Annotated in this window: 16 protein-coding genes; 12 read left to right on the plus strand and 4 right to left on the minus strand. The window is 63.0% G+C overall.

All coding sequences use genetic code 11. The features are described from left to right. Nucleotides 1-64 precede the first annotated feature (64 nt). The gene (locus NKK47_RS02275) at nt 65-817 is read left to right on the plus strand and encodes a DUF502 domain-containing protein (RefSeq protein ID WP_023680026.1); all 753 of its coding nucleotides are present in this window, start codon (nt 65-67) and stop codon (nt 815-817) included. Here NKK47_RS02275 and recG read toward each other — a convergent pair. Further along, nucleotides 769-2877 (minus strand): ATP-dependent DNA helicase RecG, encoded by a 2109-nt coding sequence (recG, locus tag NKK47_RS02280; protein WP_352455657.1) that lies wholly within the window; start codon nt 2875-2877, stop codon nt 769-771. The two genes, NKK47_RS02275 and recG, sit on opposite strands and share 49 nt — an antisense overlap. 91 nt (nt 2878-2968) lie before the next feature. On the opposite strand from recG, the gene NKK47_RS02285 reads away from it, so the two are divergent. The 6 genes from NKK47_RS02285 to NKK47_RS02310 all read left to right on the plus strand — a co-directional run bounded on the left by NKK47_RS02285 (nt 2969) and on the right by NKK47_RS02310 (nt 9954). Next, complete coding sequence (locus tag NKK47_RS02285) at nt 2969-3256, plus strand: FAD assembly factor SdhE (protein WP_352455658.1); 288 nt, start codon at nt 2969-2971, stop codon at nt 3254-3256. A gap of 13 nt (nt 3257-3269) precedes the next feature. Further along, a complete protein-coding gene (mfd, locus tag NKK47_RS02290; protein WP_352455659.1) occupies nt 3270-6767 on the plus strand; it encodes a transcription-repair coupling factor in 3498 nt (1165 codons plus the stop codon). Between the two features lie 179 nt (nt 6768-6946). Next, nucleotides 6947-8320 carry a class II 3-deoxy-7-phosphoheptulonate synthase gene (locus tag NKK47_RS02295; protein WP_352448710.1) on the plus strand — a complete coding sequence of 458 codons (1374 nt, stop codon included), beginning with the start codon at nt 6947-6949 and terminating at the stop codon, nt 8318-8320. Nucleotides 8321-8469: 149 nt separating this feature from the next. Next, a complete protein-coding gene (locus tag NKK47_RS02300; protein ID WP_352574951.1) occupies nt 8470-8889 on the plus strand; it encodes a GFA family protein in 420 nt (139 codons plus the stop codon). A gap of 77 nt (nt 8890-8966) precedes the next feature. Then, the gene (locus NKK47_RS02305) at nt 8967-9326 is read left to right on the plus strand and encodes a diacylglycerol kinase (RefSeq protein ID WP_254820160.1); all 360 of its coding nucleotides are present in this window, start codon (nt 8967-8969) and stop codon (nt 9324-9326) included. A gap of 40 nt (nt 9327-9366) precedes the next feature. Continuing rightward, entirely contained in the window at nt 9367-9954 is a 588-nt protein-coding gene (locus tag NKK47_RS02310; protein ID WP_352574952.1) for a hemerythrin domain-containing protein, read from the plus strand. A 3-nt stretch (nt 9955-9957) separates the two neighbouring features. Here NKK47_RS02310 and NKK47_RS02315 read toward each other — a convergent pair whose 3' ends face one another. Together NKK47_RS02315 and NKK47_RS02320 are read right to left on the minus strand one after the other, a co-directional pair. After that, nucleotides 9958-10545: a DedA family protein gene (locus NKK47_RS02315; RefSeq protein WP_352574954.1), complete on the minus strand. Its 588-nt coding sequence runs from the start codon at nt 10543-10545 to the stop codon at nt 9958-9960. After that, the gene (locus tag NKK47_RS02320) at nt 10542-11105 is read right to left on the minus strand and encodes a DUF1003 domain-containing protein (protein WP_023680015.1); all 564 of its coding nucleotides are present in this window, start codon (nt 11103-11105) and stop codon (nt 10542-10544) included. The genes NKK47_RS02315 and NKK47_RS02320 overlap by 4 nt, the downstream gene beginning before the upstream one ends. 83 nt (nt 11106-11188) lie before the next feature. Between NKK47_RS02320 and NKK47_RS02325 the strand changes: the two genes are divergently transcribed. The 5 genes from NKK47_RS02325 to gltX all read left to right on the plus strand — a co-directional run bounded on the left by NKK47_RS02325 (nt 11189) and on the right by gltX (nt 17763). Continuing rightward, nucleotides 11189-11902 carry a DNA-3-methyladenine glycosylase I gene (locus tag NKK47_RS02325; protein ID WP_352455664.1) on the plus strand — a complete coding sequence of 238 codons (714 nt, stop codon included), beginning with the start codon at nt 11189-11191 and terminating at the stop codon, nt 11900-11902. 65 nt (nt 11903-11967) lie between these two features. Continuing rightward, nucleotides 11968-13650 carry an NAD+ synthase gene (locus NKK47_RS02330; RefSeq protein ID WP_352455665.1) on the plus strand — a complete coding sequence of 561 codons (1683 nt, stop codon included), beginning with the start codon at nt 11968-11970 and terminating at the stop codon, nt 13648-13650. 26 nt (nt 13651-13676) lie between these two features. Beyond that, nucleotides 13677-14078: a GNAT family N-acetyltransferase gene (locus tag NKK47_RS02335; protein ID WP_352455666.1), complete on the plus strand. Its 402-nt coding sequence runs from the start codon at nt 13677-13679 to the stop codon at nt 14076-14078. 372 nt (nt 14079-14450) lie between these two features. Continuing rightward, a complete protein-coding gene (locus NKK47_RS02340) occupies nt 14451-16256 on the plus strand; it encodes an ABC transporter ATP-binding protein (RefSeq protein ID WP_352455667.1) in 1806 nt (601 codons plus the stop codon). Nucleotides 16257-16389: 133 nt separating this feature from the next. Then, nucleotides 16390-17763: a glutamate--tRNA ligase gene (gene gltX, locus NKK47_RS02345; RefSeq protein WP_352455668.1), complete on the plus strand. Its 1374-nt coding sequence runs from the start codon at nt 16390-16392 to the stop codon at nt 17761-17763. On the opposite strand, the gene NKK47_RS02350 is transcribed toward gltX, so the two are convergent. Next, nucleotides 17681-18892 carry a DUF2865 domain-containing protein gene (locus tag NKK47_RS02350; protein WP_352455669.1) on the minus strand — a complete coding sequence of 404 codons (1212 nt, stop codon included), beginning with the start codon at nt 18890-18892 and terminating at the stop codon, nt 17681-17683. The two genes, gltX and NKK47_RS02350, sit on opposite strands and share 83 nt — an antisense overlap. Nucleotides 18893-18981 lie beyond the last annotated feature (89 nt).

Here is an 18981-nt window from a genome sequence, read left to right on the forward strand (position 1 = left end):
TCGCCATTCCAAAGCGCCTTGGGGTTCAGTAGTGTCGCGCTGCAAACACACGCTGCGGTGAACCATGTCGGATGCTCTCAAGACCTCAGGCATGACCCGGCTGAGAAACTATTTCCTGACCGGCTTCGTCGTTTGCGCGCCGCTGGCGATTACTGCCTACATTGCCTGGTCGCTGATCGGCTGGGTCGATTCCTGGGTGAAACCCTACATTCCGGTACGCTACAATCCGGACACGTACCTCCCGTTTCCAGTGCCGGGTTTTGGGCTGATCGTTGCCTTGATCCTCATCACCTTCATCGGCTTTATGACCGCCAATATCGTTGGCCGCGCCATCGTCAACTTCGGCGAGCGCCTGCTTGGCCGCATGCCGCTGGTGCGCGGCATCTACCGTTCGCTGAAGCAGATTTTCGAGACCGTGCTGTCGAACAAGGGCGACATGTTCCGCCAGGTCGGGTTGGTCGAATATCCGCGCAAAGGGGTCTGGTCGCTGGTCTTCGTCGCCAGCGAGAAGGAAACCGAGATCAACCAGAAGCTCGACCGGGAAGGCGATCCGCTGATTGCCGTATTCATGCCATGTACGCCCAACCCGACGACGGGCTTTCTGATGTATGTGCCGAAATCCGACATTGTGCTGCTCGACATGACAATCGAGGACGGAGCCAAGCTGATCGTGTCGGCCGGCTTGGTGGCGCCGGCGGTCAAAATGGTGACGGTGAACGGCGAGCAGATCCACGGCGCGCTTGCCAATCCTCCGCTCGACACGATGCCTCAGCCGGCACGCAGGAGCCGCACGGCCTCGTCGCGGCCGAACAGATAGAGCAACAGGCGCAGCGCCGTGCCGCGTTCGGACTGCAATTCCGGATCGCGCGACAGGATCAGCCGCGCATCGTCGCGAGCGGCCTCGAGCAGGTCGGCATGCGCCTCGATGCGCGCCACCTGGAAGCCCGGCGTGCCGGACTGGCGGGTGCCGAGCAACTCGCCTTCGCCGCGCAGCTTCAGATCCTCTTCGGCGATACGGAAGCCGTCCTCGGTCTCGCGCATTACCGACAAACGGCGTTTTGCCGTCTCGCCGAGCGGATCCTTGTAGAGCAGCACGCACGATGAAGGCTTGTCGCCACGCCCGACCCGGCCGCGCAATTGGTGCAGTTGGGCGAGGCCAAAACGCTCGGCATGCTCGATGACCATGATTGTCGCGTCCGCCACATCGACGCCGACCTCGATGACGGTGGTGGCGATCAGGATACGGGTGTCGCCCTGCTTAAAGGCGCGCATCGCCTCGTCCTTGTCGGCGCCTTTCATGCGACCATGCACCAGGCCGACGCGGTCGCCGAACAGCGGCTTCAGCGAGGCAAAACGGTCCTCGGCCGACATCAGCTTGATCTCCTCGGATTCCTCGACCAGCGGACAGATCCAGTAGATTTTCTGGCCATCGGCGACGGCGTCGAGCATGCGTCCGATCAGTTCGTCGAGCCGTTCAAGCGGCAAGGTGACGGTGCGGATCGGCTGGCGGCCGGCCGGCTTTTCCGTCAGCTTCGACACATCCATGTCGCCGAATGCAGTCAGCACCAGCGTCCGCGGTATCGGCGTTGCCGTCATCACCAGCATGTCGGGCGCGTCGCCCTTGGCGGTGATCGCAAGGCGCTGGTGGACACCGAAACGGTGCTGCTCGTCGACGACGGCGAACACGAGGTCACGGAACGTCACCGTTTCCTGGAACAGCGCATGGGTGCCGACGACAATGTCGATGTCACCATTGGCCAGCCCGGTCAGCGTGTCGGCACGCTCGCGGCCCTTTTCGCGACCTGTGAGGACGGCGACACGCAGGCCGGCCCGTTCCGCCAACGGCGCAATCGTTGCCAGATGCTGGCGCGCCAGGATTTCGGTCGGCGCCATCAATGCCGCCTGGCCGCCGGCCTCGACGGCACGCGCCATGGCAAGCAGCGCGACCACCGTCTTGCCTGAGCCGACATCGCCCTGCAAAAGGCGCAGCATGCGTTCGGGGTCACCGAGATCGGCGTTGATTTCGGCAAGCGCCATTTCCTGCGACATGGTCAGCGAATAGGGGAGTGCCACGCGCAGTTGTTCGACTATGCGGCCGTCGCCGACAAGTGGCCGGCCAGATAATCGGCGGACCTTGGCCCGCACCAGCGCCAGCGATACCTGGCCGGCCAAGAACTCGTCATAGGCAAGGCGCCGCCACGCTGCGCCGTCGACAGAGACGTCGATCGGGTCGGCAGGATTGTGGATGCGGTTGAGCGCATCGCTGAAAGCAGGAAAGGCATGGCGGCGCCGGAACTCACCGTCCTGCCATTCGGGCAGCACCGGCAGGCGGGCCAGCGCCTGGCCGATGGCCCGGCGCAGCACCTTGCCCGAGAGCCCGGCGGTCAGCGGATAGACCGGCTCGACCAGCGGCAGGTTTTCCGCGTCGCCGGCAAGTGCGATATGGTCGGGGTGAACCATGGTCGGGCGGCCGTTGAACCATTCCATGCGGCCGGAGACGACGACATGCTCGCCTACGGGCATCGCCTTTTCGAGATAGGCGGCATGGGCATGGAAGAAGGTCAGCGCGATTTCGCCGGTGTCGTCATGGGCGTAGACCCGGTAGGGTACCGACCTGTTGCCGCGCGGCGGCGGCTGGTGGCGGTCGATGCGGACGTCGAGCGTAACGATGGCGCCTTCCGCCGAGCCGGCGATGCCAGGCCGGTTGCGGCGATCGATGACGGTATGCGGCAGCACGAACAAGAGATCCCCGGCGCGCGCGGCCCGGTCGCCGAGGTCGGCTGCTACGACTTTTTCGATCAGGGCGCCAACTTTTGGCCCGACCCCGGCAAGCGAGGTGATCGGGACAAACAGCGGATCGAGGAGGGAGGGACGCATGATGTCAGCTTATGTTGCGGCGACTGTAGCGCAAGGCTGACACCGCCTTCTATCCACGCTATATGCGCCGCCTGGGCAAGGATGTTGCAAGATGACCGGAACGAAACGATCAAGCGAGGGGCTCGATGCCCGCCGCCGCAAGCTTCTGTTTCGTTCGTGGCACCGCGGCATGCGCGAGATGGACCTTATACTCGGCAGCTTCGCCGACGCCGAGATCGGCGCCTTGACCGACGACGAGATCGACCAATATGAGAGGCTCCTCGACATTCCCGACACCGAATTCCTGCCTCTCGTCACTGGCGAACGCCCGGTTCCGGCGGATATCGACTGTGCCGTCCTGCAAAAAATCCTGGCTTCGCGCCGGGAGATGACCTTCTGAACAACGTGTAGCCATGAGCCTTATCCCTACGATCGGTCTGCCGAAAGGCCGCGCCGGCCAGTTCATCGTCGATGGCGTCGCCGACGGCTACGAAGCCTTTGCGCTGGTGCAGGCTGCGCACGAGATCGCCCCCGACAAGCCGGTGCTGTTCGTGGCGCGCGACGGCCAGCGTCTGCCGGCGATCGTCGAGGCGCTTGCCTTTGCGGCGCCGGGCCTGCCGGTGCTGGAACTGCCGGCCTGGGACTGCCTGCCTTACGACCGCGTCTCGCCCGGCGCCGATGCCGCCGCAAGGCGGCTCGATGCACTGGCCGCAATGATTGCGCTGGCGAAGAAGCCGCACCGCGCCGTCGTCCTCACCACTGCGAATGCGCTGTTGCAACGCATTCCGCCGGCTGAACTCGTCGAGGCGCAGACCTTCCACGCCAAACCCGGCAACCAGATAGACATGAACGTGCTGGTGTCGCGGCTGGAGAATTCCGGCTTCGAGCGAGTGCCGACAGTGCGCGGCATCGGCGAATTTGCGGTGCGCGGCGGCATTCTCGATCTCTTCGCGCCCGGCTGGACGGAGGCACTGCGCCTCGATTTCTTCGGCGATACGCTGGAATCGATCCGCGTCTTCGACACCGCAACCCAGCGCACCATCGGCCAACGCAAATCGATGGCGCTGCAGGCGATGAGCGAGGTGGCGCTGACGCCGGAAACCATCAGCCGCTTCCGCCGCGCCTACATCGAAGCCTTTGGCGCGCCCTCCCGCGACGATGGGCTCTATGCGGCGGTCAGCGAGGGCAGGCGGTTTGCCGGCATGGAGCACTGGCTGCCGTTCTTCTATGAGCGGCTGGAAACCGTCTTCGACTACCTGCCCGATGCGCCTGTGGTTTTCGACCATCTGGCGCATGAGGCACTGGCCGAGCGCCACACTCTGATCCTCGACCACTACGAAGCGCGCAAGAAGCAGGCCGACGGCGCCTTGAAGGACGCGGTGCCCTACAAGCCGGTGCCGCCGGATCTGCTCTATCTGTCGCCCGAGAACCTGATTGCCTCGCTTGGCCCGCGCGAGGCGATAGATTTCACGGCCTTCGACGCGCCCGATGCCGGCGCGAAAAAGGTGTTCCATGCCGGCTCGCGCCACGGCCGCAGCTTCGTCGAGGAACGCGCCGATCCTAACGCCAACGTTTTCGACGTCGTCGTAAAACACATTTCCGACGAGCGCGCTGGACGCCGCCGTGTCGTCGTCGCCGGCTGGACTGAAGGTTCGCTCGACCGGCTCGGCCAGATCCTGGTCGAGCATCACCTTGGCAATCTGAAGCCGGTGGCGACGCTTGCCGAAGCCGAAAGGCTTGAGCCAGGGCAGGCGGGACTGGCCGTGCTGCCGCTCGAATCCGGCTTCGAGACTGAGAAACTGGTCGTCGTCGCCGAGCAGGACATTCTCGGCGACCGGCTGATCCGGCGCTCGAAGCGCAAGAAGCGCGCGTCCGACTTCATCGCCGAGGCTTCGGCATTGTCTTCAGGCGATATCGTCGTCCATGCCGACCATGGCATTGGCCGCTTCATCGGGCTGCGCACCATCGAGGCGGTCGGTGCGCCGCACGATTGCCTCGAAATCCACTATGCCGGCGACGATCGGCTATTCTTGCCGGTGGAAAACATCGAGCTGCTGTCGCGCTATGGCTCGGATTCGGCCGAGGCGACGCTCGACAAGCTTGGCGGCGGCGCCTGGCAATCGCGCAAGGCGCGGCTGAAGAAGCGCCTGCTCGACATGGCCGGGCAACTGATCCGCATCGCGGCCGAGCGACAGATGCGGGCCGCGCCGGCGTTGGTGCCGGCGGAAGGCCTCTATGGCGAGTTTGCAGCGCGTTTTCCCTATGAGGAGACCGATGACCAGCAGACGGCGATCGATTCGGTCATGGATGATCTAGGCGCCGGAAAGCCGATGGACCGGCTGATCTGCGGCGATGTCGGCTTCGGCAAGACCGAAGTTGCACTTCGCGCCGCCTTCATTGGGGCGATGGAAGGCTTTCAGGTGGCCATAGTGGTGCCGACGACATTGTTGTCGCGCCAGCATTTCAAGACCTTCTCGCAGCGCTTCTCCGGCCTGCCGATCCGCGTCGCCCAGGCCTCGCGGCTGGTCGGCGCCAAGGAATTGGCGGAGACCAAGAAGGGCATCGCCGAAGGCCAGATCGATATCGTCGTCGGCACGCATGCACTGCTCGGCTCCTCGATCTCGTTCAAGAATCTTGGTCTGCTGATCATCGATGAGGAGCAGCATTTCGGCGTCAAGCACAAGGAGCGGCTGAAGGATCTCAAGACCGACGTCCACGTTCTGACTTTGTCGGCGACGCCGATCCCACGCACGCTGCAGCTTGCCTTGACCGGCGTGCGCGAGTTGTCGCTGATCGCTACGCCGCCGGTCGACCGCCTGGCGGTGCGCACCTTCATCTCGCCCTTCGATCCGCTGGTCATCCGCGAGACGCTGCTCAGAGAACGCTACCGCGGCGGCCATTCCTTCTACGTCGTACCGCGCATCAGCGATCTCGCGGAAATCCATGATTTTCTGCGCGAATCTGTACCTGAGCTGAAAGTGGCGGTGGCCCATGGCCAGATGCCGCCCCGCGAGCTCGACGATATCATGAATGCCTTTTATGACGGCCAGTACGACGTGCTTTTGTCGACCACAATCGTCGAATCCGGCCTCGATATACCGACCGCCAACACGCTGATCGTGCATCGCGCCGACATGTTCGGCCTGTCGCAGCTCTATCAGTTGCGTGGCCGCGTCGGCCGTTCGAAGGTGCGCGCCTATGCGCTGTTCACGCTGCCCGCCAACCGCAAGCTAACCGATACAGCCGAGCGTCGGCTGAAAGTGCTGCAGTCGCTCGATACGCTAGGCGCCGGTTTCCAGCTGGCCAGCCACGACCTCGACATCCGCGGCGCCGGCAATCTGCTTGGCGAAGAGCAGTCGGGCCACATCAAGGAGGTCGGTTTCGAGCTCTACCAGCAGATGCTGGAGGAGGCGGTGGCCGAAGTGAAGGATTCCGGCGAGGTGCAGGACGGCGGCTGGTCGCCGCAGATCGCCGTCGGCACGGCGGTGATGATCCCGGAAAGCTACGTCCCGGATCTGCAGCTCAGGCTGGCGCTCTATCGCCGTCTTGGCGATCTCGAAAATACGGAAGAGATCGATGCTTTCGGCGCCGAGCTGATCGACCGGTTCGGGCCGCTGCCGGAAGAGGTAAAGCATCTGTTGAAGATCGTCTTCATCAAGGCGCTTTGCCGCAAGGCCAACGTGGAGAAGCTCGACGCCGGGCCGAAAGGCGTCGTCATCCATTTCCGCAAGCGGGAATTCCCCAATCCGGTCGGGCTGGTCAAGCTCATCGGCGAACAAGGCTCGCTGGCCAAGATCCGACCCGACCAGAGCGTCGTCTTCAGCCGTGACTGGGCGACGCCCGAGAAGCGGCTGGCTGGCTCAGCGGTTGTCATGACGCAGCTGGCGCGGCTGGTGGAGAAGGCGGCGTAGCAGCGCGTCGGTGGTGCTCTGGGCACAACCGCACCGGCACTTTCGCAGTGCCGTGCTCATTCGCCACGCGACCACTTCCGGTCTAGAATAGGAAATCGGCTTCGTGTATGGAGCCGCGACCCCATATGGGGCGGATTGGCGGGCGATGGCGTCCGTGTGAAAGAGCGTTAGGTGCTTCGATGACGAAATGGTCGCCGAATTCGTGGAGAGCTAAGCCGATCCAGCAGGTTCCTGCCTATCCGGATCTTGCCGCGCTGAGGAACACGGAAGCCCAGCTTGCCACGTTTCCGCCGCTGGTTTTTGCAGGTGAGGCACGCAAGCTGAAGAAGCAGCTTGCAGCCGTCGCTGCCGGTGACGCATTCCTTCTGCAGGGCGGCGATTGCGCCGAGAGCTTCGCCGAGCATGGCGCCGACAATATCCGCGACTTCTTCCGCGTCTTCTTGCAGATGTCGGTGGTGCTGACCTTCGCCGGCGCCCAGCCGGTGGTGAAGGTCGGCCGTGTCGCCGGCCAGTTCGCCAAGCCGCGCTCGTCCGACAATGAGACGAAGGGCGGCGTGACGCTGCCGAGCTATCGCGGCGACATCATTAACGGCATCGAGTTCGACGCCAAGTCGCGCATTCCCGATCCTGCGCGGCAGGAGATGGCGTACCGCCAGTCGGCGGCCACGCTCAACCTGTTGCGTGCCTTCGCCCAAGGCGGCTACGCCAGCCTGGAGAACGTGCATCAATGGATGCTCGGCTTCGTCTCCGACAGCCCGCAGGGCGAGAAATACGAGTCGCTCGCCAACCGCATCACCGAGACGATGGACTTCATGAAGGCCGTCGGCATCACCTCGGAGACTAATTACGCGCTGCGCGAGACCGACTTCTATACCAGTCATGAGGCGCTGCTGCTCGGTTATGAAGAGGCGCTGACTCGCGTCGATTCGACTTCGGGCGACTGGTACGCCACCTCTGGCCACATGATCTGGATCGGTGATCGCACGCGCCAACCCGACCATGCGCATGTCGAATATTGCCGCGGCATCAAGAACCCGCTGGGGCTGAAATGCGGTCCGTCGCTGACGCCGGATGGCCTCTTGCAGCTCATCGACCTGCTCAATCCGGAGAACGAGCCGGGACGGCTGACGCTGATCGCGCGCTTCGGTTCCGACAAGGTTGCTGACCACCTGCCGAAGCTGGTGCGCGCGGTGCAGAAGGAAGGCCGCAGCGTGGTGTGGTCGTCCGACCCGATGCATGGCAACACCATCGAGGCCGCCGGCTACAAGACACGGCCGTTCGACCGCATCCTGAAGGAGGTGCAGACCTTCTTCGAGGTGCATCGCGCCGAAGGCACGCATCCGGGCGGCATCCATGTCGAGATGACCGGCAAGAACGTCACGGAATGCACCGGTGGCGCCCGCGCCATCACCGCCGAAGAGCTGCAGGATCGCTACCACACCCATTGCGATCCGCGCCTCAACGCCGACCAGGCGATCGAGTTGGCGTTCCTGGTCTCCGATCTGCTCAAGAAGACCCATCCGGTGCAGCACAAGCAGGCCGTCAATGGCTGATACGATCTGAACTGTGATGTCATTGAAGAAGCGCCGGGCGAAAACCGGCGCTTTTTCTATTCAATCCCGCCGGTGTCGCGTTTGCTCGTGCCTAACGCGCGCAAAACTGGAATCCTGCCAGGCGATGGCAATTGCATCGGGAGGCCGACATGGCTGATAGTCACAGCGGATCATGCTTGTGCGGGGCAGTGCGGTTCCAGACACGAGGACCGCTACGCGGTGTCGTCTACTGCCATTGCTCGCAGTGCCGGAAGCAGAGCGGGCATTTTTATGCGGCGGCCAACGTTGCCGACCGCGACATCACAATCACCGGCGCGGAGAGCATCACCTGGTACGAGGCCTCTTCGTTCGCCAGGCGCGGCTTCTGCAAGACATGCGGCTCTCTGCTGTTCTGGAAGCCGAGCGATGACGGCTATGTTTCGGTCATGGCAGGGCTGTTCGACGCGCCAACCGGGCTTCAAGGAGAATGCCATATCTTCGTCGGCGACAAGGGCGATTATTACGCCATCGATGATGGGCTGCCGCAGTTCGAGAAGTCGACACCGTCGATCAAGGTGGCAGGCGACTGATTTTTGAAGGGGTCGCCTTATTCCCTTGGTCCAGCCATTGCGCTAATCCCCTGCCGGTGATTCCGAAGGGTTTTGGCATGCAGCGGCTGATCGACGCTTTTTACAATTCGGTGCGGGCGTTTCGCAAACTGGCGGCCAGCGAGGAGGCCTTCCAGCTGGAGCTGACACTGCTCGTGCTTGCCTTGCCGCTCGGCTGGTTCCTTTCGGAATCGTGGCGCGGCTATGCGTTGCTGATCGGCGCGGTGCTGCTCATGATCATGATCGAGGTGTTGAACACCGGCATCGAGGCGGCATGCGACGCGTTCAGCCGCGAATTCAACATCGATATCCAACTGGCCAAGGATTGCGGTTCGCTGGCGGTGCTTATTTCGGTGGTAATCGCTGCAGGCGTCTGGGGCGTCGCCATCGTCGAGCGGATCCTCGGGGTACCGATCTGACGTTTCAAACACTACATGCCGGTCAATTGAGGGAACCGACATGACCGATACCGCCGGATTTCTGCTGCTCGAACGTGAGGGCCTGCCGGACGATCTGCGCTGGCTGGCCGAAAAATATCCGCGCGAGATCTGGCAGGCGCATGCCAACATCCACGGCGTGGCCAATATGTGGCTGCAGCGGCACGATATGTTCCGCGAGCTTGGCGGCATGCTCACCAATGGTATCGGCGATTATCGAGAAGGTAGGCTGAACGCGCCGGAATTCGCGCGCTGGTTCGCGCCGCGCCTCAACCATTTCCTCGGCAATCTCGACGGCCATCACAATGTCGAGGACCATCATTATTTCCCGGTCTTCGCCAGGGCCGAGACCCGTCTGAAGCGCGGCTTCGAGATTCTCGATGCCGATCACCACACAATCCATGAGGGACTGGAGCGCAATGCCGAGGCGGCAAATGCCTTCATCCGCACGCTTCAGGAGAGCGAAGACAAACAGCGTTTCGCCGCCGATGCCTATGCCGACGAGAACAGCCGGCTGATCGCCATGCTGACCAGGCATCTTGCCGACGAGGAAGACCTGATCATCCCGCTGATCCTGGAAAAGGGTGACCGTGCGCTCGGCATAGATTGACGATCAGCTTCCCTTGCGAAGCTCCTTCTTGGCGAGGAAGTGCGACGCCAGCCAGCCGAGGATAGCCACAACGAGGCCGATTGCCAGAGCGATCAGCAACCGCTCGTGGCGGGCCAGCGCCTGGCCGACGATGTGCTCCGCGCCCAGCCCGAAGACATAACCGACAGTGCAGAACAGTGCCGCCCAGACTACCGACGAGATGGCGTTGAGGATGATGAAGCGCGCCGCGGCGATGCCCGACAGCCCGGCCGCGATTCCGCCGACCAGTCGCAGGCCATAGATGTAACGGTTCGACAGCACGAAAATGTTGGGATGAGAGGTGACAAGGCGGTAGGCGTGGCTGAAGCCCGGCCGGGCTCGGAGCCTGATCACGAATTTATGGTCGGCGAAGCTCCGTCCCAAGATGAAGAACAACGTGTCGCCACCGAAGGCGCCGAGCGCGGCTGCGAGAAACGCCTGCCACGGGACGAAGACATGCTGATGCGCAAAAAAACCGCCAAGAATTGCGGCGCTTTCGCCCTCGGCGACGCAGCCCAGAAAAACCGCGACCAATCCATATTGCTCAATGAGACGATGGATGACTTCCGTCATGAAGACGTTCGCTGCTTCGACAGAATGTCGTCGATGCGCTTCACCTGCTCGGCCAGCCGGGCGATCTCGTCTCGCATGCCGATGATCTGGCTGTGGCGCAGTTCGTCGAGCTTTTCGTGTAACGCCATGATCTCGATCTCGGCCTTGAGATTAACCTCATAGTCGTGGGCGGCGTCGATTCGATCGCGCTCCGTCTGGCGGTTCTGCGCCATCATGATCACTGGCGCCTGCAGGGCGGCAACCATGGAAAGCACGAGATTGAGGAAGATGAAGGGATAGGGATCGAAGGCGGCGCGCGACAAGAGCCAGACATTGCCTGCCGTCCACAGGATCAGGAAGCCAATGAATGCCAGGATGAAGGACCACGAGCCGCCGATCCGGGCGATGGTGTCGGCCAGGCGATCTCCAAACGTCTGGTGAAAGGCGACGGCCTTGTTGGTGTCCTTGGAGATCGTGGTGCGCTCGAGCGTAGATTGCAGTACCCGGCTTTCGAGCGCGCTGAGGCCGTCCGGCTTTCGCTTCAGCCAGCGGCTTGCCAGGTCCTCGATCGTTTTGTTCATCGTCGCCTCCGTCGTCAGCGATGAGGTAGAAGCTGCCGGTTCATACGGGAAGTGGTAGATTGACGCGATGGGGTCAGGAAACAATGGTGGATTTTCAGAAAATTCGCGCCCGTGCAGCGAAGCGCAAAGGCGGTGAGGCAGCGCTGACGTCGCTGCTGGGTCCTATGCCCGACAATGCCGCGGTGGCAAAGATTGCGGACGACCGGATCCTGTCGACCATGGCCGAGCGGGTTTTTGCCGCCGGCTTTGTCTGGCGCGTCATCGAGCAGAAATGGCCGGGTTTCGAGGAAGCATTTCTTGGCTTCGAGCCGAAGCGGCTGCTGTTCCAGCCTGACGATTTCTGGCACGATCTCACAGCCGACAAGCGCATCGTCCGCAATCCGCAGAAGATCAAATCCGTACGTGACAACGCAGCCTTCGTCGAGCGCGTGTCGAAGGAGCATGGCAGCTTCGGCAAGTTCCTGGGCAATTGGCCGGCGGATGACCAGGTCGGATTGATGGCCTATCTCGGCAAGCATGGCAGCCGGCTCGGCGGCAATACCGGCCAGTATTTTCTGCGCTGGCTGGAGTGGGACGCCTTCATCGTCTCGGCCGACATGGCGGCAGCGCTGCGCGACGCCGGGCTCGACCTCGCGCAGAGCCCGACATCGAAGAAGGATTTGGGCAAGATCCAAGTGCAGATAAACGCCTGGGCGGCGGAAACCGGGCTGCCGCGCCGGCACATTTCGCGCATTCTGGCAATGTCGATCGGCGAGAACCATCCGCCGGAAGCCTTGCGCGAATATATGGGCGAATAGGATCGCCTGTTTGGTCCAAACGAACGCCATTGCTCGACGAATTTTGCCGCGCTAAACCCACGGGCATGACAGAAAAGACCGCTCCAGACATATTGCGCATCGCCGTCGCCCAGCTCAATCCGACGGTCGGCGACGTCGCCGGCAATCTTGCCAAGGCACGCGAGGCGAGGGCGGATGCCGCCCGCCAAGGCGCCGACCTCGTGCTGTTTACCGAGCTTTTCCTTGCCGGCTATCCGCCTGAGGATCTGGTGCTGAAGCCCGCCTTCCTGAAGGCCTGCGAGCGGGCGGCGGAGGATTTCGCCGGCGATACCGCCGACGGCGGCCCGGGTTTCGTCATCGGCACGCCGTTGAAGCGCAAGACCGGCACGCACAATTCGATCATCTTTGCCGATGGCGGCAAGATCCTTGCCGAACGCTACAAGCTTGATCTGCCGAATTACGGTGAGTTCGACGAGAAGCGCGTCTTCCAGGCCGGCCCCGAGATCCAGGGGCCGGTCAATTTCCGCGGCGTGCGCGTGGGAGTGCCGATCTGCGAAGATATCTGGGGCGAGGTTGCCGTCTGCGAGACGCTGGCCGAAAGCGGCGCGGAAATCCTGCTGGTCCCGAACGGCTCGCCCTATTACCGCGGCAAGGTCGACGTCCGCCACCAGATCGTCATCCGCCAGGTCATCGAATGCGGACTGCCGATTATCTATGCCAACCAGCTTGGCGGCCAGGACGAGCTGGTTTTCGATGGCGCATCGTTTGCCATAGGTTCTGACAAGACGCTGGCCTTCCAGATGAGCCAGTTCGAGGAGACGGTCAACGTCACCACCTGGAAGCGAAAGAATGACATCTGGGTCTGCTCTGACGGACCGATGTCGAAAATCCCGGAGAAGGAGGAGGCCGACTACCGCGCCTGCATGTTGGGCCTGCGCGATTACGTCAACAAGAACGGCTTCAAGAATGTCGTGCTCGGCCTCTCCGGCGGCATCGATTCGGCGATCTGCGCGGCACTTGCCGTCGATGCGCTCGGCGAGGAACGGCTGCGCGCCGTGATGATGCCTTACCGCTACACTTCGAAGGACTCGCTCAAGGATGCCGAGGACTGCGCCCGCGCGCTCGGCTGCCGCTACGACATCGTGCCGATCTTCGAGCCGGTCGAGGGTTTCCTGCACACGTTGACACAGCTTTTCGAGGGCACGAAGGAAGGCATCACCGAGGAAAACCTGCAGAGCCGGGCCCGCGGCACCATCCTGATGGCGATTTCCAACAAGTTCGGCTCGATGGTGGTCACCACCGGCAACAAAAGCGAGATGTCGGTCGGCTACGCGACGCTCTATGGCGACATGAATGGCGGCTTCAATCCGATCAAGGACCTCTACAAGATGCAGGTCTATGCGCTGTCGCGCTGGCGCAACGCGCATGTGCCGCCGGGTGCGCTCGGTCCGTCCGGCGAGGTGATCCCGACCAACATCATCGACAAGGCGCCCTCGGCGGAACTGCGAGAGAACCAGACGGACCAGGATTCGCTGCCGCCCTATCCGGTGCTCGACGACATATTGGAGTGCCTGATCGAAAACGAGATGGGTGTCGACGACATCGTCGCGCGCGGCCATGACCGGGCGACGGTGACGCGCGTCGAGCACCTGCTTTACGTCGCCGAATACAAGCGCCGGCAGGCGGCGCCCGGCGTGAAGATCACCAGGAAGAACTTTGGCCGCGACCGCCGCTATCCCATTACCAACCGGTTCAGGGATGGCGGGTAGGCGATTGGCTGCATAACGGTTTAGCCATGGCCAACCTTGAAATCAGCTTCGACCTGTCGCGGATCGATTTCCGGGCGACGTCCGACATTTTGAAGGAGAGCTATTGGGGCAGTGGCCGCAGCGACGAGCAGCACCACCGCGCCTTCGCCAACTCACTGTGCGTCGGCGCCTATGTCGGCGGCAATCAGGTCGGCTTCGGCCGGGCGATCACCGACCGTACGGTATTTGCCTATCTCGCCGACATAATTGTCTGGCCGGGGTATCGCGGACAAGGCATAGGAACCCGGCTTGTCCAGGCGCTTATCGACCACCCGGACGTCAAGACGGTCACGCATTGGAGCCTGTCGACCAACGACGCCCATGCGGTTTACGAGAAGCTCGGCTTCAGGCCTTCCACCGACGGCCGCTATATGCGCTTCGACCGATGAGGGCGCACAACCCGCGATTGTTGCAAAATCGTCTCACTGCTTGGACCAGATGCGCTTTGGGCTATCTAGTGACTTGGCGCGGCGTTGAGGCGTCTCTATAAACACCTCTCCGCGATTCCCCTTCAGGAGGAACCGAATGCCAGGATTTGACATCGTTATGCGAGGCCGCGAAGCCTAGGTCTTCAGTGCGCCGCGAGATAGCCTCGCGGCAAGGCTGAACCGAGGCAGGTATTTCGCCGCTGCCGGTCGCCGCCCCTCTACAGGGCCGCCAAATACGCCAAACCTCCGCATCTCCGGGCGCCTGACGGCGCCGACGCGGTATTTCAATTTCTACTTTCGTGGGATCGGGCTCGTTTGCGCCCGAATGACATCATGACTCGTTTTCGAATAGATTTGCGCGCGGGCGCCTTTCGCAGCGTTCTTGGCTTCACGCTCAGCCATTGGCGGCGTCAGCCGTGGCGGCTTGCCGGCATTATGGGCACGTTCCTGCTCTCGACCCTGGCCGACGTGCTGACGCCGCTCTATTCCGGCCGGCTGGTGGATGCCGTCGCCAGCAGTGCTGCGGCCGACGATGTTGCGTGGAACGCGGCGACAGCGGCCTTTTCGATGCTGGTGGCCCTGGCGCTCACCGGTGTCGTGCTGCGCAATCTCGCCTTCATGGCCATTGTCGAGCTGACGTTGAAGATGATGGCGGATATCGCCGCCGACGCCTTCCACCGCGTCCAGCGCTTCTCCACCGACTGGCACGCCAACAGCTTCGCCGGATCGACGGTGCGCAAGATAACGCGCGGCATGTGGGCGCTCGACCTGCTCAACGACACGATCCTGATCGCGCTGCTGCCATCGGTCGTCATGCTCGTCGGCTCGACGCTGCTGCTTGGCTGGTTCTGGCCGCTGATGGGTGCTGTCGTCGCCACCGGTTCGGTTCTGTTCATCGCGGTGACGACGATGCTGTCGCTTGGCTATGTCGCGCCCGCGGCAAGGCTTGCCAATGCGTGGGATACACGGCTCGGCGGCTCGCTGGCCGACGCGGTGAGCTGCAACGCCGTGGTCAAGGGTTTTGGCGCCGAGGAACGCGAGGAGACGCGGCTTGCCGAGGTCGTCGCCAAATGGCGCGGCCGCACGCGCCGCACCTGGATGCGCGGCACTGTCAACGGCACCACGCAAGGGACGATGCTGCTGCTTTTGAGGGCAGCGGTCATCGGGTTCTCCCTGCTGTTGTGGTCGTGGGGGCAGGCGAGCGCCGGCGACGTCGCCTTCGTGCTGACCTCATTCTTCGTGCTGCAAGGCTATTTGCGCGACATCGGCACGCATATCCGCAATCTGCAGCGCTCGATCAACGACATGGAGGAACTGGTCGACTTCCAGTCCGAACCACTCGGCATCGAGGATCGGCCCGGCGCCAAACCGATCCGGATCACCGATGGCCGTATCACCTTCGACAATGTCACGTTCCATTATGGCAGCCACCGCCTGCCGCTCTATCGCGACTTTTCGGTGGACATCGCGCCGGGCGAACGGGTTGGGCTGGTTGGCCATTCGGGCTCCGGCAAAACGACATTCGTCAAGCTGATCCAGCGCCTCTATGACGTGACCGCGGGAAATATCCTGATCGACGGCCAGGACATTGCCGGTGTCGCGCAGGCGTCGCTGCGCGCACAGATCGCGATTGTCCAGCAGGAGCCGATCCTGTTTCACCGGTCGCTGGCCGAAAACATCGCCTATGCCCGGCCGGCCGCCACGCGGGCCGAGATCGAGCACGCGGCGCGATTGGCCAGCGCGCATGACTTCATCGCCAATTTGCCGAAAGGCTATGGCACGCTGGTCGGCGAGCGTGGCGTAAAGCTATCGGGTGGTGAGCGTCAGCGCGTTGCAATCGCACGCGCCTTTCTTGCCGATGCGCGCATTCTCATCCTGGACGAGGCAACGTCGAGCCTCGATTCGGAATCGGAGGTGCTGATCCAGCAGGCGATGGAGCGGTTGATGGTCGGCCGCACGACGCTGGTCATTGCCCACCGGCTGTCGACGGTGCGGGCGCTGGACAGGCTTTTGGTGTTCGATCGCGGCCGCATCGTCGAAGAGGGCTCGCATGACCAACTGATCCGGCTGCAAGGCGGCATCTACCGCCGGCTGTTCGAACGCCAGGCGCTTGAACTGACCAAAGGCATGGTGATCTGACGGTTGCGGCGCCGCGCGTCCTGATGGACGCGTGGCGCTGCAGTCTTTTCTTCGCCTTCGTCATGTTCTATGTCTGCCGCCGAGCGCGGGGGCGCGTCTTGTCAACAGCAAAACCATCCGGTACGCCCCGCTCATGACAGTTACCGTCCGTTTCGCCCCGTCACCGACCGGCCGCATCCATATCGGCAATGCGCGCACCGCTCTGTTCAACTGGCTGTTCGCCATCAAGAACAAGGGCCGCTTCATCCAGCGCTTCGACGACACCGACGTTGCCCGTTCGACGCAGGAATTTTCCGACGCCATCCTTTATGACCTGCATTGGCTAGGCATCTTCCCCGACGCCACGGAGTATCAGTCGCGGCGGGTCGAAATCTATGATGCCGCACTGCAGAAGCTGAAGGAGGCGCGCCTCGTCTATGCCTGCTATGAGACGCCTGAAGAGCTCGACCTGAGGCGCAAGGTGCGCCGCACGCGTGGCCTGCCGCCAGTCTATGGCCGCGAGGCGCTGACGCTGGCACCCGAGCAGGTGGCGGAATATGAGGCCGATGGCCGGCGGCCGCACTGGCGCTTTCTGCTGCCCAACTTCAGCAGCGATCCGCTGCAGCCGGAGCGCACCGAAATCCACTGGAACGACCTGGTGCGCGGCGAAGAGACCGTCGACCTCGCCTCGCTTTCAGACCCGGTTCTGCGGCGTGAGGACGGCACCTACCTCTATACATTGCCTTCGGTTGTCGACGACATCGACATGGGCGTCAGCCATGTCATCCGCGGCGACGACCACGTCACCAATACCGGCGTCCAGATAGCCCTGTTCCGAGCACTTGGCGCGGAGCCGCCGGTGTTCGGCCACCACAATCTCCTGACAACGGCATCAGGCGAGGGACTTTCGAAGCGCACCGGCGCGCTGTCCATCCAGAGCCTGCGTGAGAGCGGCATCGAGCCGATGGCGATCGCTTCGCTGGCGGTGCTCGTCGGCACGTCGGAAAACGTCGTGGCGGTGCCAACGATGGCCGAGCTAGCCGAGCGCTTCGATCCGGCTGCAACATCGAAATCCGCCGCCAAATTCGACCCGGACGAGCTCTTCGTGCTCAACCGCACGCTGCTGCATCACATGCCGTTTTCCGAGGCGCGCGACCGGCTGATCGTGCTCGGCATCTCCGGCGAACAGGCCGAGCCTTTCTGGCTGGCCGTGCGCGGCAATCTCGACAGGCTGGCCGATGCGGCGATCTGGTGGCGTACGCTTCGAGACGGTCCAGAGGAGCCGGCGGAGTTTTCCGACGATGACCGCGACTTTCTTCGCCAGGCGTTCGAACTGCTGCCGGAGGAGCCTTGGAACGGCACCGTCTGGAAAGACTGGACCGGCAAGATCCGAGAGGCGAGCGGCCGTAAGGGCAAGGCGCTGTTCATGCCGCTCAGGCTGGCGCTTACGGGACAGCCTTCGGGTCCGGAGCTTGCAGATCTGTTGCCGCTGCTGGGTCGGGAAGGAACGTTGGCCCGACGACCCTGACCTTGCGCTGTTCTGGCGGGGGCAGGGACGTCGGCGAAGGCACGGGCTTGACGGCAAGGCGTCTGATCGCCTCACGGTCGAGACCGTCTTGCGCATTGGCCAAGGACTCCGGGTCGGCGCCCGGATCAGGCCTAGCAACCGGCAGCGGAATGAACGGGGTACTCTCTACATTCGCCTCAGATTGTGCCCGGGTTGGCGGGTTGCCGGCGATGATCTCGAAATTCTGCGCGGCATTGCAGCCGCAGGTCGGCGGCCGCGGCATGTCGGACTGCTTGTAGAGGTAGGCCGTCGGCAGTTCGATATAAGGCCTGCCGGTCACCGAAGACGTCATGGACGCCGAATCGCCATTCATGCCGCGCGTGTAGAAAACCTGCATTTCTGTGCCGGGGCAGCTCGATTCGCAATTCTTCTGGTCGCGCTCGAAATCGCCCAGTGAGGCGGCATTCGACATCGGAAAGAAATAACCGTCGCAGGTCCGCACGCACATGGTGCGGAATTCGCCTTGGGGCTGGCCCATGTCGGCGTTGTTGAGCATGGTGCGGATGTTGCCCGGCTGGCTTAGCTCTTCGGCCTGGCTGGGCCCTTCAGGCTGGTCGGGCGCACCGGGTTCAGTTGCGTCACTGCCCAAAAGCTGGTCGAGCAGGTTTCGCTTGCCGTTTTCACGGCTGGCTTCGCGGACCGGCGCGGGCGTCCGCGCTGCCGCATCATCGCGGCAGCCATTGGCGTCAAGCAACGTCAATATGCGCGCGCGATCGCGTCGCGAACCACCGCCGGCAAGGTCGGCGCGCTTGGCCTGCAGGGCGTCGAGATTGGCTGCCATGCGATCGATGGTGGCGTCGAGTGCCGCGCATGCGTTGGCGTTGCGGCGAGACAGCGAAAAGCCGCAGCCGGCGCTGCTGGCCTGGCTGACGGCCTTTGAAATCTGCTGGCGCTGCCGGACGATTGCGTCGTCATATTTCCTGAGCAAGGCCGGTTTGCCGCCGCCACCGCGAGAAGCGGCGGCAAGATCGGCTTCAAGCTGGCGGCAGAGGCGCGGAGCGGCCTGCGCCTGAGTGACGGCAATGTCGCACAGTAGCAGGGCACCGAGCAGCGCGGCGGCACGCGTCAGCTTCCAACATGCGCCCGTCATCCCTCCGAAACTCCGCCTGCCTGTCGTTCAGAAAGCTACCGCGCTTGCGGTTAACCGTTTGTTTAGCATACCGCCGATTCCGGCTTCAT

Origin of the sequence: Mesorhizobium sp. M0019 (assembly GCF_040323975.1) — a bacterium.
Classification (GTDB): domain Bacteria; phylum Pseudomonadota; class Alphaproteobacteria; order Rhizobiales; family Rhizobiaceae; genus Mesorhizobium.